At 41.1% G+C, this 16,384-nt stretch carries 21 protein-coding genes; 12 read left to right on the top strand and 9 right to left on the bottom strand.

Annotated features, from left to right (window positions below):
- Nucleotides 1–2: 2 nt before the first annotated feature.
- The 5 genes from GVX98_RS06635 (at nt 3) to GVX98_RS06615 (ending at nt 5,955) form a co-directional block, all read left to right on the top strand.
- The gene (locus GVX98_RS06635) at nt 3–647 is read left to right on the top strand and encodes a GNAT family N-acetyltransferase (protein ID WP_159127590.1); all 645 of its coding nucleotides are present in this window, start codon (nt 3–5) and stop codon (nt 645–647) included.
- Nucleotides 644–1,024 (top strand): hypothetical protein, encoded by a 381-nt coding sequence (locus tag GVX98_RS06630; RefSeq protein WP_004979960.1) that lies wholly within the window; start codon nt 644–646, stop codon nt 1,022–1,024. Before GVX98_RS06635 ends, GVX98_RS06630 begins: the two co-directional genes overlap by 4 nt.
- On the top strand, nt 1,012–2,271 hold the full coding sequence (locus GVX98_RS06625) for an MFS transporter (protein ID WP_159127589.1): 1,260 nt from the start codon (nt 1,012–1,014) through the stop codon (nt 2,269–2,271). The genes GVX98_RS06630 and GVX98_RS06625 overlap by 13 nt, the downstream gene beginning before the upstream one ends.
- Before the next feature lie 15 nt (nt 2,272–2,286).
- A complete protein-coding gene (locus GVX98_RS06620; protein WP_159127588.1) occupies nt 2,287–4,653 on the top strand; it encodes a TonB-dependent receptor in 2,367 nt (788 codons plus the stop codon).
- A gap of 75 nt (nt 4,654–4,728) precedes the next feature.
- Nucleotides 4,729–5,955 (top strand): MFS transporter, encoded by a 1,227-nt coding sequence (locus GVX98_RS06615; protein ID WP_159127587.1) that lies wholly within the window; start codon nt 4,729–4,731, stop codon nt 5,953–5,955.
- Nucleotides 5,956–5,974: 19 nt separating this feature from the next.
- On the opposite strand, the gene GVX98_RS06610 is transcribed toward GVX98_RS06615, so the two are convergent.
- Both GVX98_RS06610 and GVX98_RS06605 read right to left on the bottom strand, forming a co-directional pair.
- Entirely contained in the window at nt 5,975–6,676 is a 702-nt protein-coding gene (locus GVX98_RS06610) for an LrgB family protein (protein WP_159127586.1), read from the bottom strand.
- Nucleotides 6,677–6,685: 9 nt separating this feature from the next.
- The gene (locus GVX98_RS06605; protein ID WP_114837029.1) at nt 6,686–7,102 is read right to left on the bottom strand and encodes a CidA/LrgA family protein; all 417 of its coding nucleotides are present in this window, start codon (nt 7,100–7,102) and stop codon (nt 6,686–6,688) included.
- A gap of 100 nt (nt 7,103–7,202) precedes the next feature.
- On the opposite strand from GVX98_RS06605, the gene GVX98_RS06600 reads away from it, so the two are divergent.
- The 3 genes from GVX98_RS06600 (at nt 7,203) to GVX98_RS06590 (ending at nt 11,071) form a co-directional block, all read left to right on the top strand.
- On the top strand, nt 7,203–8,102 hold the full coding sequence (locus GVX98_RS06600; RefSeq protein WP_159127585.1) for a LysR substrate-binding domain-containing protein: 900 nt from the start codon (nt 7,203–7,205) through the stop codon (nt 8,100–8,102).
- A gap of 205 nt (nt 8,103–8,307) precedes the next feature.
- Nucleotides 8,308–10,449 carry a bifunctional mannitol-1-phosphate dehydrogenase/phosphatase gene (gene mtlD / locus GVX98_RS06595; protein WP_159127584.1) on the top strand — a complete coding sequence of 714 codons (2,142 nt, stop codon included), beginning with the start codon at nt 8,308–8,310 and terminating at the stop codon, nt 10,447–10,449.
- A 133-nt stretch (nt 10,450–10,582) separates the two neighbouring features.
- On the top strand, nt 10,583–11,071 hold the full coding sequence (locus tag GVX98_RS06590; protein WP_159127583.1) for a helix-turn-helix domain-containing protein: 489 nt from the start codon (nt 10,583–10,585) through the stop codon (nt 11,069–11,071).
- A gap of 2 nt (nt 11,072–11,073) precedes the next feature.
- Here GVX98_RS06590 and GVX98_RS06585 read toward each other — a convergent pair whose 3' ends face one another.
- The 4 genes from GVX98_RS06585 to tusD are packed head-to-tail and all read right to left on the bottom strand — an operon-like array spanning nt 11,074 to nt 12,455.
- Nucleotides 11,074–11,385 (bottom strand): TusE/DsrC/DsvC family sulfur relay protein, encoded by a 312-nt coding sequence (locus GVX98_RS06585; protein ID WP_159127582.1) that lies wholly within the window; start codon nt 11,383–11,385, stop codon nt 11,074–11,076.
- Between the two features lie 14 nt (nt 11,386–11,399).
- A complete protein-coding gene (locus tag GVX98_RS06580; protein ID WP_004979943.1) occupies nt 11,400–11,681 on the bottom strand; it encodes a DsrH/TusB family sulfur metabolism protein in 282 nt (93 codons plus the stop codon).
- A gap of 10 nt (nt 11,682–11,691) precedes the next feature.
- Nucleotides 11,692–12,042: a hypothetical protein gene (locus tag GVX98_RS06575; RefSeq protein ID WP_004979941.1), complete on the bottom strand. Its 351-nt coding sequence runs from the start codon at nt 12,040–12,042 to the stop codon at nt 11,692–11,694.
- Nucleotides 12,043–12,086: 44 nt separating this feature from the next.
- Entirely contained in the window at nt 12,087–12,455 is a 369-nt protein-coding gene (tusD, locus tag GVX98_RS06570) for a sulfurtransferase complex subunit TusD (RefSeq protein WP_004979940.1), read from the bottom strand.
- Between the two features lie 282 nt (nt 12,456–12,737).
- Between tusD and GVX98_RS06565 the strand changes: the two genes are divergently transcribed.
- Complete coding sequence (locus GVX98_RS06565) at nt 12,738–13,757, top strand: site-specific integrase (RefSeq protein WP_159127581.1); 1,020 nt, start codon at nt 12,738–12,740, stop codon at nt 13,755–13,757.
- Here GVX98_RS06565 and GVX98_RS06560 read toward each other — a convergent pair.
- From GVX98_RS06560 to GVX98_RS06550, 3 genes are read right to left on the bottom strand one after another with little or no spacing between them, the layout of a single operon-like run.
- A complete protein-coding gene (locus GVX98_RS06560) occupies nt 13,754–14,038 on the bottom strand; it encodes an HTH domain-containing protein (protein ID WP_159127580.1) in 285 nt (94 codons plus the stop codon). The two genes, GVX98_RS06565 and GVX98_RS06560, sit on opposite strands and share 4 nt — an antisense overlap.
- On the bottom strand, nt 14,038–14,280 hold the full coding sequence (locus tag GVX98_RS06555; RefSeq protein WP_159127579.1) for a hypothetical protein: 243 nt from the start codon (nt 14,278–14,280) through the stop codon (nt 14,038–14,040). Before GVX98_RS06555 ends, GVX98_RS06560 begins: the two co-directional genes overlap by 1 nt.
- Nucleotides 14,281–14,326: 46 nt before the next feature.
- Nucleotides 14,327–14,983: a hypothetical protein gene (locus tag GVX98_RS06550; protein ID WP_216070679.1), complete on the bottom strand. Its 657-nt coding sequence runs from the start codon at nt 14,981–14,983 to the stop codon at nt 14,327–14,329.
- A 91-nt stretch (nt 14,984–15,074) separates the two neighbouring features.
- Between GVX98_RS06550 and GVX98_RS16750 the strand changes: the two genes are divergently transcribed.
- Genes GVX98_RS16750 through GVX98_RS06540 form a run of 3 tightly spaced genes read left to right on the top strand, consistent with a single transcriptional unit; the run spans nt 15,075 to nt 16,170 of the window.
- Entirely contained in the window at nt 15,075–15,245 is a 171-nt protein-coding gene (locus GVX98_RS16750) for a hypothetical protein (RefSeq protein WP_171503306.1), read from the top strand.
- A 2-nt stretch (nt 15,246–15,247) separates the two neighbouring features.
- Nucleotides 15,248–15,760: a RusA family crossover junction endodeoxyribonuclease gene (locus GVX98_RS06545; protein ID WP_159127578.1), complete on the top strand. Its 513-nt coding sequence runs from the start codon at nt 15,248–15,250 to the stop codon at nt 15,758–15,760.
- Nucleotides 15,757–16,170, top strand: coding sequence for a hypothetical protein (locus GVX98_RS06540; protein ID WP_159127577.1), 414 nt, complete (start codon nt 15,757–15,759; stop codon nt 16,168–16,170). Before GVX98_RS06545 ends, GVX98_RS06540 begins: the two co-directional genes overlap by 4 nt.
- Nucleotides 16,171–16,384 lie beyond the last annotated feature (214 nt).

The raw sequence follows: 16,384 nt of genomic DNA, 5'->3' as shown, positions 1-16,384 counted from the left end.
ATATGAAAACACTTTCACAGCAACTTCCCGACTTTTACGAATACTATGAGAATGAGACGCAATTTTACTTGCGCCAAGTACAGTATCCGCAGGACTTAGCACTGTTACATAAATGGATGCATGAGCCTCATGTTATTCCACAGTGGCAGCTGAATAAGTCTGAAATTGATCTCGCGGTGTATTTTGAAAAAATGCTGGCCGATGACCATCACAGTTTGTTGATCGTTGGGGTGGATGGGCAGGATGTGGGTTATACCGAAATCTATGAAGGCAAGCGTGACCGTCTAGGACGCTATTACGATGGTGATGATTTAGACCTCGGGTGGCACTTACTGTTTGGTGAAAAGTCGGCTTTTGGCAAAGGCTACTTGCGTCCAGTAATGCGGCTATTAGGTTTCTATATTTTTGAAAATGCACCCTCCGACAAAATTGTCGGGGAGCCTGACCATACGGTTAAACCCTATGCCGCAGTGGTCGAAGAAATGTGCTATGAGGCGCAGCGCTTGATCCCAATGCCTGAAAAAACGGCCATGTTGTATTACTGCTTTAAACAAAAATTCTATGAAAAATTTGGAGGGTATTTAACTGATTCAAATGCATTTATGCAAAACCATAACCCACTCAATAGGACTGAGGAAATTACATGAGCTATAGCTCAGAACATATACAAATCATGGACATGCGCTTTTCGGCGCATGTCACTGTCGCTGAATTTGAACAATGGCTTAGCCAAGTCGAACGTTTTTTCTTAAAGAAACAGCATTTTGTTTTGGTCATGCAAACCGATATCGGTACGGAATTTCCTGAGGAATACCGTCAACTGCAAGCGGTTTGGTACAAAAAATACAAACAACTTTTTTTTCAATATTGCTTGGGTCTGGTTCGAATTGCACAAGACCCAACCGATCAACAACGACTGAATACACCTTCACTGCATGCTGCATGGCGGGTGCCTTACTACGTCACACTTGATCATTCTGATGCACTGCAATGGGCAGTGCAGAGGTGGATATGCAAAACCTAAATATACAAAGAGCAACACGCCAAATCTCAGCTTTGAGCTTAGCCGTTGTCATTGTTTTATATCTGGCACATGCCTTGCCTTTGTATTTTTACAATGTGGCATTGCCCGCTATTTTGCGACATCAGGGGGTAGATTTACGTTGGATTGGAATGCTGTCGCTGCTTTATATTCCATGGGCGTTTAAGTTTTTATGGGCACCACTCATCGACCGGCTTTATATCAAAAAGTTAGGTAAACGAAAAACATGGTTGCTCTTTACACAAGTAGCACTGGTACTTGGAGTATTGGCCTTGGCCTTTACCCAGTTCTCTTACGGGCTGGTGGTGTTTGTTGTGATTGGTTTGTGGATTTCAAGCTTTGCGGCGACCCAAGACATTGCCATAGATGGTTATACCGTAGAAACTTTTTCAGCGTCTGATTACCGCCTAGGCAGTATGGCTCAGAGTATAGGAGTCGCTTTGGGGAGTATGTTGGGGGGCGCAGCAACACTGTGGCTCTACCAGTACTATGGCTGGGAAAGTGCATTGGTATGTTTAGCACTTATGACCGCTTTAACGATGTTTGCTGTTTTTTATATTCAAGAAAATACAAACGAACAGACAAATATTGCCAAACAAGCTCCAAGCTTAGTCCGTGCTTTTAAACGCCCTGAAATTTTATCTGCCTTGGCACTGATCCTGTGTTATCGCGTGGTAGAAGCACCGGCAATGGCGATGCTCAATCCAATGCTGATTGACCAAAAATGGACGCTTGCCCAAATTGGGCTACTGATGTCTGTGATTGGAGCAGGTGTTGGTTTGTTGGCTGCTGTGAGTGCCGCATTTTTACTGAAAAAAATTCAGGCTACACAATTGCTTATTTGGGCGGGGTGGTGCCGAACAGCGTTGTATGGGCTGATTGGTGCAGCCATTATTTTGGGTTGGTTAAACCAGTGGCATCTGCTCTTGGGGGGATTTGTCATTGTCATGCTTGCGATTCGTTATGTCGCGATGACTTCGTTATATGCCTATTTCATGCAAAGCAGTTCCAAAGAACAGGCAGGCACTGATTTCACCATTTTAGTGTGCTTTGAACTGTTGGTTTATTTCCTCGGGGGAGCCGTATCGGGCTTTTTAGCCAAAGCACTTGGCTATGGCAATTTTTATGTGGTGTTGGCGGTTGCGTCTGTAGTCAGTGTACTACTGAGCCAATACATCATTGCACGTCATCAAAAAACTCAACAAAAACTGTTGAATCAAGAAATTTAATAAAAGGAAAAAGAAATGAACCGTTTTATGTTACCTACGCAGTTGACTTGTTTAACACTGGCTGTATGTACACAGTTATATGCTCAAGATAACGTTCTAACAAATTCAGCAAGTCAGACGAGCAGTGTTGGGGTCCAACAAAAAGAAACCACACAACTTGCACCGATTGTGGTGACAGCAACCCGATCCGCAAAGAGTATTGCGGATAATGCGGGGACAGTTTACAGCATTGACCAAGCTGAAATTGAAAAACAGGCCAATGCTGGCAAGAGCATTGCCGATATTTTGGGAACACTGGTTCCATCTCTTACACCGAGTAGCGGAACAACCTCAAACTATGGCATGACCATGCGTGGTCGTGTGGTGCAGTACATGATTGATGGTGTGCCACAAACGGGTTCACGTGATGGTTCGCGCCAACTAAATAGCATTCAACCGTCTATGATTGAACGTATTGAGGTGGTTTCAGGGGCGACCAGTATTTATGGCGCTGGAGCAACAGGCGGGATTATTAATATTATTACTAAACGTGGTGGTCAAGACCCAATTAGCTTTGAAACTAAAATTGGGGTAACGGCGGGTAATAACTTTAAATCAGATGCTATGGCTTATGAAGCATCACAAAGTGTCTTATTTAATCAAGGTGCATTGCAAGGAGCTTTCGGTGCAAGTTACACCACTCGCGGTGAAATTCAGGATAGCCATGGCAATCGCATAGGACCTGAGGTTGCACAGACAGACCGCCAAGATACGGACACATTAGACCTCAATGGTCGTTTGACGTGGAATATTTCAGATAGTCAAAGCTTAAGTTTTGGTGCGCAATATTTTAAAGATGAACAAGACAGCGAATATGGGGCAGACTATGGTACATACGGTCCTTATAATTTAGCCAATCTTATTTTTAGAACAGCGCCGTCTTTAAAAGCAGTCAAAGGTCTAGAATTGTCTGAGCAGCCACAGACTGAAAGATGGGGTGTTAATACTCAATATCAAAATGAGGATATCTTGGGACATGCTTTAAATGCAGAGGCTTATTACCGTAAAGAAAAAGGCCGTTGGTTCCCAACAGTTTCACCACTTGGTAATAGCTCTTTAAATGGTGCATTAGCACAACTTTATCCGAACTATGCAGACCCAAGGTCACCAGATTTTCTAAATGCAATTCGTTATGGTTATGGTGTAGTGCAATCCTCTAATGAAATTGATGTTGCTGGTACGCGTTTGATGTTGAGTAAAGACTTTACGCTCAATGACCGTATTTTAAACTTGAATTATGGTGTGGACTATGAAAATGAAAAAAACAAAGCGTATGTAACCCGTTATGACTTTGATGATTTCTATAATAGTAATGGTTTAAAGCATACCGCAGTCAAAGATTATAAATTTGGACCTGATTTTGAAAATAATAAACTCGGTTTCTACTTGCAAGGTGATTATAACCTGACAGATCGCTTCAACATGCAAGCGGGTATTCGCCATGAAAGAATTGATAGTGAAGTCTCTGATTCAACACCATATCGAGAAGCTATTCCTGCCGATATTTTGGCAGAATTAGGTTATGGCTATGATGCTAAGGCTCTAAAAGGTGGAAAGATTAAGCACGATGCAACTTTATTTAATATCGGTGGTGTTTTCCATTTAACCGATGCTCAGCAAGTCTTTGCGAATTTTTCACAGGGCTTTAGCTTACCAGATGTACAACGTATGCTTCGCGATGTACCAGCCAGTTTTGTAGTAACGAGCAATAATATTGAGCCGATTAAAGTCAATAACTATGAGTTGGGTTGGCGTTTGCAAGCTGAATCAGGTTCGAATTTGGGGCTAACAGCTTTCTATAATGATTCAGACAAGGTGGTTAAGTTCAACGGTATTCCAAACTACAACATTGAAGTAATTGATACGGACGAGCGCGTTTATGGGGTTGAAGGAAATGTATCCTATCGACTACAACCGAATTGGACAGTGGGTGGAACCATGGCTTATACCCGCGGACAGTTTAAAAATACCGCAGGAAAGTGGCAAGAGCTAGACGCAATTCGTGTTGCACCACTGAAAGGCACGGCATTTTCTGAGTGGCAGTTTAACAACGATATGAGCCTGCGCGTTCAATCTCTTGCTATCGGTGGTACAGATAAAGCCAAAAAAGATGCGGTAAAGTATGGTTCAACGCTTCCTGCTGAAATCAAAGGTTTCGCAACAATGGACGTTATAGCCAATGCCAAAGCAGGTCCTGGTACTGTGGGCTTTGGTGTGTATAACGTATGGAATGCAGACTATAAAACTGTATTTAGTCAGGCTGTCGCACCAATCTATGGCGCCATTTCAAGCTTAGCAGCTCAAGGTCGAACCTATGGTCTGAGCTATATATTAAAATATTAATTGCACAACCAGAGGTAGCTTTCAGCTACCTCTTTGCTTTGTAATCTCGCTTTAAGAAATGGTTTAAATAATAAAATGAATAGCAATAACAAAATCTTTATTGCAGGCAGCCTTGCCAATGGCGCTTGTTTTTCGATGATTTTACCTTTACTTGCACCGTTTATTCGGCAACTGGGGCTGACTGAACTGCAAGGTGGAGCATTGGTTTCGGCTGGTGCTTTGGTGATGGCCATTTCAGCTATTTATATTTCTAAACAAACTCAAAAATTCAGCATTTATCAATTGTTAAGTATCGGTTTTATCGGTATGGCAATCACTTGGGGCTTATTTGCGGCGGTACTCAGCTATGGACTGAGTTATGCCATTTCATTTGCTGTTTTGTTTAGCTTACTGATATTGACCCGTGCCAGTACTGGCTTTTTTATGGCGATGCCACAAATTGCGCTGCAAAGTTATGTTATGACGGCTTTTCAAAGTGAGCAGGAACGTAGTCAGAATATGGCGAAGTTTGGCGCGCTGAACAGCTTAGGTGTGGTGATTGGCCCTTTAGCGACGACATTATTGCTGACATGGAGTATGTTGACACCGTTATGGGGTGCAGTGGCTATTTTAACGGCTATGGCGGCTTGGATTGTACTGGGCTTTCAAAGGAAGCAAGCATCACAGACACAAGAACGGGAGGATACCACAGCTAAATTACAAGACTACCCGACAGAAAAGCTGCAATGGTCAAAATTAGGGATTTGGTTGTTGCTGGGTTTTAGCTTATATGTCGCTATTGTCACCCTGAATTTAACTGCTGGTTTTTATATCCAAGATCGATTCCATTTCGACACGTATCAGAGTGCAGTGTATTTTTCTCAGTGTTCATTGATTGTGGGGATAGCGCTCGTTTTGATGCAATTGGCGATTTCAAAATGGTTTAAGTGGTCGATTAAACAATTGCTTTGGGTCGGTCTTGTGACGATGGTTTTGGGTTTAATACTTTCACTGAGTGCCAGTCAGATTTGGACTTTCCAAGCGGCTTATATTTTTTACGGAATCGCCGTGGCCTGTTTAATCCCAGCTTTTACCACAGGGGCAGCCCAAACCGCACCAACCACGCTACAAACTAAAATTGCTAGTTTATGCACAGCTACGCAAGCACTGAGTTTCGTTTTTGCACCTTTACTAAGTACAGGCTTATATCAGTGGAATCAACATTTACCCTATTATTTTTTATTGGCATTGATGATGGGGCTAATGCTGTACTTTAGCTTCAAACATATACAAGCAAACAAGGATCTCAGTAGTGTGGTATGAGATCCTTTATTGATGATGTTTAACCAAGAAGATAAACGACAGCGTGAATTAAACTTGGGCCAAAAAGAACCATAAAGATACCTGCCAAAACCATACTGAGGCAGGCCGCGACGCCTTCTTCTTTATGACGTTTGAAAGCAGTGCTGGTACCAAAACCATGTGCGGCACTACCCAATGATGCACCTTGAGCAAATTTAGAATCCAATTTTAGAACAAGCAATACGCTGTTAGCCAAGAGTCCACCAACGATACCTGTAATCACAGTGAATAAAATCACCAGCTCGACTGAGCCTCCGACGGCTTGCGTGACTTCCATGGCAAAAGGGGTAGAGATAGAGCGGCTCATCAGACTGTAACTGGTCACAGCATCAAAATGGAACAAACGTGCCAAGTAAAAAGAGCTGACTACGCCAACCAACATACCCACGATAATGCCTAAAGCAATCGAAAAAGCATGCTGCTGAATGACTTTGCGATATTCATAGATCGGGATGGCAAATGCGACCGTTGCAGGACCTAACATCCAGACTAACCATTTGCTGTAGTACATATAGTTGTCGTACTGAATATTGAAAAACGCCAGACATAAAATAATCAGACAGGGAATAAAAACCGCTGGTGAGAGCAATACATACGGGTGTTTCTGATAAAACTTTTTACCCCAAAGATAGGCCAGTAACGTTCCGATAAAACAGATCAAGGCAACGAAATGAATATGCATGATCGTTCCTTAAATTTGACTTTTCAGCTGATGTGATTGCTTCGGCTTTTTTTGAAACTTGGCCTCAAGCTTAAAGCCCAAGAAAACACAGTAAGCAGTACAGGTCATAACGCAAATGGTCCCAAGGACAATAGATAAAACCAGTTGCCAACCTTGGGTGAGAAAAAGATGTTTATATTTGATTAAGCCAATAATACAAGGAATAAAAAACAATAACAGTTCAGCTAAAAGTAGATCCGAACCTGACTTAATCCAGTCCAGCTTAAATACACCCGCTAACAGAGAAATAAGTAAAAGCGTTAGACCCACGACCCCACCTGATATCGGTAAAGACAGGGCGACTTGTATCAGCGTTCCGATATACCAAATCCCAATCAGCAAACCTACTTGAAGAGTAGAACGATAAGGCAATTTGAACGAACGCATTGGAAGACCACAGGGTATAAGTTGTTGGTGTTATTTTAAGTTTGACCTGATCTTATAATTATGAATAATAAAATAATAATTATGCTTATTTGGAATAATTTTGGATTTTAAAGCGCTAAAAATATTTGTGCAGCTGGTGAAAAGTCACAGTTTTAGCCTTGCTGCGGAGGAACTATCTGTCACTCAACCCACTATTAGTAAATCTTTAAAACAATTAGAAGACGAGATAGGACTGCCTCTATTTCATAAAGGCGAGGCAGGGCGTAAGCGAGAAGTCAAACTGACCTATATGGGAGAACAAGTCTATTTACATGCTGTGCAGATTTTGCAGCAGGAGCAACAGATCTTTGAAGCTGCAGATCAAATTCGTGGGTTGAAACAAGGTGTGCTGAGATTGGGTTTACCACCTTTAGGCTCAGTATTGTTGAGTTCCTTAATTGTTAAATTTCACAAATTGTATCCCAACATTGAGTTGAACTTTTTAGAAGTCGGTGCAACAGGCATTGAAGAAGCCATTTTGGCCAAAAAAATTGACGTTGGGATTTTATTGGGCGAGTTAAAACCCAGCATTCAAGGCATTCAAATTATCGATTCACCTTTGTGTTTGCTTTCTAACTACGATTCACAGTGGAGAAAGCGCGATGTGGTGCAGTTTGCTGAACTTCAAGAAGAGTCATTTTTACTGTATGCAGACACCTTTACTTTAAACCATGTGATTCTAGATGCGGCGATGGCGGCTGGTTTTGAACCCAAAGTGTTATGCAAAAGTAGCCAGTGGGACTTTATTGCCAAAATGGTCGAGTCAGGTGTCGGTATTGCTTTATTGCCGCAAATTTATTGTGAGCAGTTAGATCGCGTAAAATTCAGTGTCAGTTTAGTGGAACAACCTAGCTTGAGGTGGAACTTAAATATGGCATGGAATTCAACCGTAGTGATGAATCCTGCAACTCGTGCATGGTTATCGATCGTTGATGAATATAAAGATCAAATTCATTTTTAGATATTTCATCTTCAGACACGCTTTATTAAAAAATGATCACTCTAGTTACGTTTTGATTACCTAGTGTTACCTTACGTTTACAAAAAAATGTCTAAATACTAATTTATTGGTTAATAAGTAAACAAAAATGTTTCATAAAATCAGATCAGAGTCTCTGTGCCCGATTTTTGTATAGTCTAAGTGCAAACATAAAAACGGAGGCTAAATGTTCAAATTTAAGAATGATATTGTGCACGGTGCGCTTTTTGACATGGATGGAACAATGTTTGATACCGAGCGTTTACGGTTTCAAACCTTGAAACAGGCATCCAAAGAGCTAATTGGGGTTGAGTTTTCAGATGCCTATCTTATGGCATGTTTAGGCTTAAGCGCCCGAAGTGCGGAAGCCTTGGCGCAAAAGCAATATGGACAGGAAGTTCCCTATGCAGAGATTCGTAAACGGGCAGATGAATTAGAATTAGAAACAGTGCGCCAATATGGTGTGCCGATTAAAAAAGGTTTGGTACAAGTTCTAGAACGCTTACGTAAAGCAGGATTACGTATGGCCGTGGCGACCTCTAGTCGAAGAGCGATTGCTGAAGAGTATTTAATCAATGCCAATGTTTATAAGTTTTTTGATGTTTTGGTCTGTGGTGATGAGGTTGAAAAAGGGAAACCACATCCTGAAATTTTTTTAAGTGCAGCGCAAAAACTGAACCTGGAACCTGCGCAGTGTTTTATGTTTGAAGACTCTGAAAATGGTATCCGCTCGGCACGTGATGCTGGGGGCATCTGTGTACTGTTTAAAGATATTAAAGAACCCAATGCAAGCATGTTGGCACATACCAATTATTATTTTGAAAATATGTATGACTATCTAACGGAATTAGATATCTACAGCTCACATCTGGAAATGCCTAATTTACAAGAAAGCTTTCCCCAAACTTTAAATCAACTGACCGTGGGAATTCATGGATTTGGTGCCATTGGCGGAGGCTATATTGCACAAATCCTGTCGCATTGGGATGGCTATACGCGTCCTAAAAAAATCTATGCATCTACCCGAAACAGTTTATACCGTTCAGCTGTAAACGCTTTTGGGGCGTATTGTATTCGCTATGGGCAAGTGTCTTATGATGAGCGTATTGAAAATATGCATATTATTGATGCTGAAGACTTACAGCAGATGCATGCCATGTATGTCGAGTCGAGTTTAATTGCGATTTGTCTAGCTGAAAATGCTTTAGCCAGTGAAGCAGCGACCATTGCACAGGGCCTCTATGCACGCTATCTGGCGCAAGATGAGCAAGTTCAAACTCCACTGACGCTGTTAATTATCTTAAATAAAATTGGTGCCAAGCAGTTAGTTTTAGAGCAGGTACGTAAAGCATTGGTAGAGTTAACAGACCATGCTGTTGCTGATTTTATTTTAGAGCAGCACTATTTCTGCGATACGGTAGTCAACCGCATGGTGTCTAAGCTGAGCGATAAAAACCTATATCGTCAACTGTGCATTAAATACAATATTTTTAAGCAATATCAACTTGATGACGAGAGTAATCAAATTGAAGTTGAAGATGTCAGTAAACTCAGTGCAGAACAAGAACGCCGTGCCAGTGAATATGTAGAAGATTTAAGACAAAATTTTCAACCGAGTCATATTTTACAACATATGGATTTAATTCTTTTCAATGCTGAAATGGATATGCCGATCTATGTGGAAAACAAAAGTCCCTTACTCAGTAAAATGCGTCAAATGATCTTGGTAGATCAAATTTCAGATATTCAGCTCATTAAAAACCGCTTATGGAATGGCGTACATGCCATGACTGCGTGGTATGCCAGCCTACTCGGGCATCAGACCATTGGTGTAGCGATGGGCGACCCGCGAGTACAGTACTACGTTGAAAAACTGCTTGCAGAAGTAACGCAGGGTCTGACGCATTACCTGCCAAAACGCAAAAATGATTTAACGCGCTTAGCCCGAAGTTTTGATCAGTCTTGCCAGTATGCCTATAAAGATCCATGTAGTCGGGTTGGGCGTGATCCACTGCGTAAGTTGAGTGCATTTGAACGTGTATTTTCATCGGTCGCGTACAATGTCTCGCATGGATTTTCTTTTGAAGCACTATTAAGTGGTGCGATCTTTGGCTATTTGTATTTGATGGAAGAAGAGGAACAGCCCATAGATCTGTTGTTAGGGCATTTGAAGAAACAACTTCAACAGATGAACCTGTCAAAAGCGCACAAAAAAGCGCTGTATTATGTTATTCAAAAACGTCTCAATGAATATCAAAAAGGTGAGCTGGGAATGGAAGACTTTATGATCCCTGACCAACCCCAAAATACTGAAATGAGCTGTGCTTAAGCCTTCATGACGTTCAGATGTTTTTGAGCCGACTTAAATGTGAAAACAACATAAGAAAAGCTGGGTAAAAAGAGCTTTTCTTATGGTCTTAAATCTTTTAACGTTAGACCTAAGAGAGACTTGGTTTTTTACAATGAAATGGGATGAGATCGGGGAACAACCGTGTTCAATTGCACGAACGCTGTCAGTGATTGGCGATCGGTGGACGATGTTGATTTTACGAAATGCATTCTTGGGTGCACGCCGTTTTGAAAGTTTTCAACAAAACTTAGGTGTCACTCGCCATGTGCTTTCTGAGCGTTTAAAGCGCTTGGTTGAACATGATATTTTGGAGAAAAGACCCTATACAGATCGTCAAGAGCGCTTTGAATATTGTCTGACTGAAAAAGGTTTGGCTTTATACCCAGTGCTGATGTCCATGGCAACATGGGCCGATCAATGGATGGACGAGGGCTTAGGTCGTCCCATGCAATTTATTCATAAAACCTGTGGGCATAGCATTCAGCCACATTTGGTTTGTAACGAATGTAGTGATGCCATACATGCCAAAGACATCAAAGCGATACCGACACAGGTTTATGTCGATGCTTTAGCAGTTCAATCAGACATTAAACAAGCTTAATCTTATAAACAGTTTGCAGGTTTTGGCACGCCTGCCAAACGGCTCAGATGGCGCGCTACAAGTCCAGTATTAAACTTTTCTTGCAGTATGGCATTATTGATGTCTGCACTGACTGTTTTCATTAAAAACTTAATCAGCGGACGTGTTGCAGGTGAGTGTCCAAACTGTTGGTAAAATTGACGCACTGCTATGAGGATTTCAAAGTGCCAATCAGTTAATTCAAGCTCTAAAGATTTTGCTAACTCTTTTGCAACCTCTTGATTCCAAATGGTGTAATCAACCAAATGACCATCTTGGTCTAATTCTAAATTCATCTAAACACTCAAAATTATTTTAAACTGATACAACGACTATGGTTTAAGCATAGCTCAGCAAACCTAGCATAGCTGATGGTTTCTAGGTTACTCGAATGGATAGCAGCAATATTTTCAGCATCCTGTTCAAGCACAAATACACAAGCTAGCTGCTGAATAAAAGTATGCTGTATATACAGGGCTGCATCACCCATTAAAACCACATCATCCCCTGATTGATATAGGTTTTGTAATTTACTCAGCGCTTGTTCCGTCGCGGAAAATGGAGACTGCACGAGATAAAGTGTTTTGCTCATAGTTGTTTCCTTACCAATATAATACATGGGCAAACTGTTGTATTAAATTGGCATTAAGTTCAACACATTCAATTTCTTGCTCTGTTTGTTGAACAAAGGCAGAAGCTTGATTCTTAGTTTCAATCCAAATTGGGCTCAGGTCATAAAACTCAAAGCTATCAACCATGTTGGAAGCCAGTTTAAAAGCATGCTTTAAGGGTTCAAATGACTGAGCATTGTTTAATAAGCTGAGTGCCGCATCTTGTAATAAGACCTTGACTTCACAGCCAAAAGTCGCAAGAACCATCGTTGCAGACAGGCTTTCATGCACCTGCAAAGAGTTCAAATTGGCTTGGGTTAAAATAACCAGTACAGATTTCACACAATATACCTTTTAAAAGCAACAAATTCTTGAAAACTTAGCACTTAGAATTGAATTAAGCGCTCTGCAGACTGAACGGCATCGGCCAGTTCCCCTAGGCCTACCAAGTCAAAACCTGTAGCAAGATTATGCTGTGCTAACTGATGACGCTGTGCATTTTCGGCATCGGTAATTCCTCGGGCCAAAGCTGCACTTACACAAACAGGCAGGCGAATGGCGAGTTTTTGCCACTCAGAACATAGATTCCGTTGGTCGTCAGGTACCCATTGCAGGGCATTGGCAACTTGAACAGCATCTTGGTAGAAAAACACTCGAAAGGGTTCATTTTTCGTATGCAGTGCTTGCGCTAAACCTAGAGCATGCCATGCATGAATTGAACTCGGTGCGGAGGTAATTAGTAATAAAGTACTCATCAAACTTCACTAGAGGAATGTCCAAACCTTGCTTGGTACATTCGGACTTCATAATAAAAAGGTAGTATACAATGATTTTAGGTGGTATCTAAAGAATTTAGCACCAAAGATAAAAATTAATTTAAAAATAAATATTTAAAAACAATAAGTTATTAACTTGATTTGAATATCAAACAACAAAAATCCATTTTCTATCTGCACGAAATTCCCTGTATTTTCTTTCCTTTTACTACATTCTCGATAGAATAAAAGGCAATCTGCACCAAATCTACACCAAGAAAAATGAAGCTTCCGAAACCAATACAACGTGGGTCAACTTGGCGTATCACTGTAACTTTTGACAAGCAGCGATACTCAGTGACGAGAGATACAGCAAAAGAGTGTGAGCACTGGGCATCAATCAAGCTGCTGGAGCTTAAAACAGGTAAGGCTAATCTAGAACAAGGAATAAAGCCAGCATACCCATTTCGGCAATTATGCGATAAGTACTATCAAGAGCATGGCAGGCATATGCGATCTGCTAGAACAATTATGCTCAAGATTAAAAACCTTGATCGCATTGCACCCAATGTTGCCGATAAGTCTATTTACGATTTTAAACCCAGCGACATTGTTGAGTGGAGAAATAAACGGAAAAAGGAAGTCAAAGTATCAACTTTAAGAAATGAGCATGCTATCTATTCGGCTGTTTTCACTTATGCCTTGAAAGAGCTTTTTTTAATTGAGTCGAATGTTTGGCAAACTGTACCGATGCCAAGTAAGGAAAAATCACGAAATCAGCGAATCATGCCTGAACAGCAAGGAGTATTGCTCAAAGCGCTGGATTGGGATGGTGTGTCTACACCTGAGAAGTCAAAGCACTATGTGGCATGGGCATTTCTATTTGCGCTTGAAACAGCAATGCGACAAGGTGAAATACTGGCAATGCGTAGAACAGACTTGAGAGATGGTTTTGTACATCTGCCAATGACTAAAAATGGCGAGTCTCGAAATGTACCGTTATCGAAAGAAGCAAAGCGCCTGCTTTCATTATTACCTTTGGATAGCGATGTTCTGGTACCGATCGACAAGGATATATGTTGTGCAACTTGGGTGAGGGCTAAAAAAAGAGCGAATCTACCTCACATCAATTTCCACGATTCACGACATGAAGCAATCACAAGAATGGTTAAGGTTCGGAAATTACCAGTTGAGGTTTTAGCAAAGATCACCGGGCATAAAACGATTGGGATATTAATTAACACTTACTACAATCCAGACGCTCAGGACCTAGTTGAAATGTTCAATGACAGTGAGAGCTAATTAGCTCTCGGTCTGCCTCTTTTATTTTTTGTTGTGAGTATGCCATGCGCTAGGCGAGGGTTGTACAAGCATTTGCCTTGTGTACCTTGATTAATAGATGCAAGGCGCTCACGGATGGTTGTCGTTGATAGATTGTATTTTTCCGCTAATTTAGCAGCAGATACTAATTCTATCTCAACTTCTTTCAGTTCTTTGACAATACCACCACCAATGTTCTGCCCAAGCATGACTTGTGGTGGGGAGTCAGCCTCAATAGTGATTGTATATTTTAATGCTCCCATTAAGACACCTCCTTCAAGCTTTGTGCTACTGCTGGCGGCAAATCTTGAGATAATCCCTCATACCAATAGATGTCACTATCCTCACCACGTGCATCCATTTCACCATCATGACCACAATTAGAACACTTAACTTTATCCCCATCATTGAACGTACCAACGATTGAAGATGTTGAGTAGATAACTGCTTCAGCATGACCACAGTTAAAACAATTTGAACCCCAGTCCATTTTTATTTCAATCATGACTTAGCTCCTTAAAATTGGCCGCACTTAGTACGGCCTTATCTGATTAATTACCGAAAAGCTCTGATTCGCGTTTTTGTGCAGCATTAGTAATGAGTTGTTGGTCAGGTTCTGACTGCTCTTCATACATTGGATCTATAAAAATGTTGTTAATTTCATCTTGGTTTTTAGCTGCTTCAATTTCAGAAATCGCTTTATCAGCCCAAGGGGTATCGTCTGTATCAAACATGGATAGCTGATTTTCTAAAAACTGTTTACGTGCTGCATAGACGTTAAGTACATCATTCATATGGTCAGGCGTAATGTTCGGCTTATTGTCTCGAATGGTCTTTGCAACGGCTTCCAGTTCAGTAATATTTTGGGCATTACCGATTTGGATTTTTAAACCGCCAATGATCTGAGCTGACTTAATCTCGTTTACAGCTGGCGCTTCTTGAGTTGACGCTGGCTCATTTGCTTTGAGTTCTGCTAGACGTTTAGCTATTGCCTCATGAAGCGGGGCACGCTGTTCGGCAGACCAAGCATTTGTATATTTAACTAATGCACCAACCTCATTTGCCGTCTTTGCTACTTTAGAGCGTTCGATAAGGTCTGCGAGAAGTGTCTGATATTTTTCATCATCTTCTTGAATTACAGCTTTTTTGGTTTGGGCTCGTGGTTTTTTCTCTTGGGCCGGTTCTTCTACTGGTGGTGCTTCTCCCATTTAGCTCAAATATCCGTAAACCTGAATACGCAGAGAAATATGGTCCATATCTGCACGAGCTTGGTTTTGTGGTTGATCTAGGGGCAAGCCTATGAACTCTCAAAGCAAACCTGTAGGGGCAACTCACTACGAAGCAGACGGCACAGTTTGGAAAAACGAAAAAGGACTTTGGATGTTTTGGTGTGAGGGCTGGGGATGGTGTCAGTACGTTGGTAAGGCCAGTCATGCATTCCTGAACAAATTAACTGAAATCGGGGCTTAATCATGAGAATGAGTGAAAGAGAGCTAGAACTTCATTTAAAACGTCATGAAAAGCGAAAAAATCAGGCATTGCAGCAATCTAAGCAGAAAAATGATGCAAGGGTACATGAAGAAAATCAAAAAGCCTTAGAGGCGATTACAGAGCCAAATACGAAAGGAGAGGAAAAAGTAATTTTAAAGTGTGAAATTCCATCTACTCCACCATCGGTAAACAATTATTGGGTGGGTACTGGACGTACATGCAAAGTTAGCGATCGTGGTCGTGATTTTCATGACCTCGTTGCTATGACTATCCCTCAATTAAACACCATGGCACGTCTAAAACTAGATGTGACTTTTCACTTTCCCAATAAACAACGCCGTGACATAGACAACTTTTTAAAAGCAACGATCGATAGTCTTGTGAAATGCGGCTTGTGCGTAGACGACGAGCAATTTGATGAATTAAGCGTAAAGCGTGGGGAAATTATCAAAGGCGGTCTTATAAAAATTACAGTTCTGGAGCTTCAAAAATGAGTGATTTAGTTGTTGATTCTATAGTATTTGCACAGTCTCCTCGCGCGCGCACGCGTTTTATCAATCAGCGCACAAAGAAGAAGGTTAAAGAATTTCTAGTCAAACGACGTGGCTATAAGCGTCCAGACTTCAACCGAATGATCTTGGATCTAGGCCGTTTGAAATGGACACATGAAAAGATTGCAGACGTGCTACCAGTGTCTAGTGCTTCTACGGTCTCAGAATGGGCTAGAGGCGGTATTCCGAACTATGACAATGGAGATGCACTTATTGAGCTTTGGCGTTCAGAGACAGGTATTCAGCGCTTTCCACGTGATGGGGAATGGGCAACGTACAAGTACAAGATCGGGCAGTTGGATATGTTTGATGATTGGGACGAGTTGGACGGGGTTATTGAGCAGTTTGAGTGAGATAAATGCTTAAAATTAAGGATGAAATAATTTAAATATTGGCTATAATCTCGGCAAAAATTTACTAGATAAGATTATGCTTAAAGAAATTAAACTACCTTTTAATACAACTTTGTTAGAAGTTCTAACAATTTCATTTTTTATGGCGGTCGGTTACTCAGTACTTTATAAATATTTTTTTTATAATAATTTAGGGGTTGAATGGTATATTTAT

Origin of the sequence: Acinetobacter sp. 8I-beige (assembly GCF_902505955.1) — a bacterium.
Classification (GTDB): Bacteria; Pseudomonadota; Gammaproteobacteria; order Pseudomonadales; family Moraxellaceae; genus Acinetobacter; species Acinetobacter johnsonii.
Note: the sequence above shows the minus strand (reverse complement) of the source record. Positions and strands in the feature narration are given on the sequence as shown.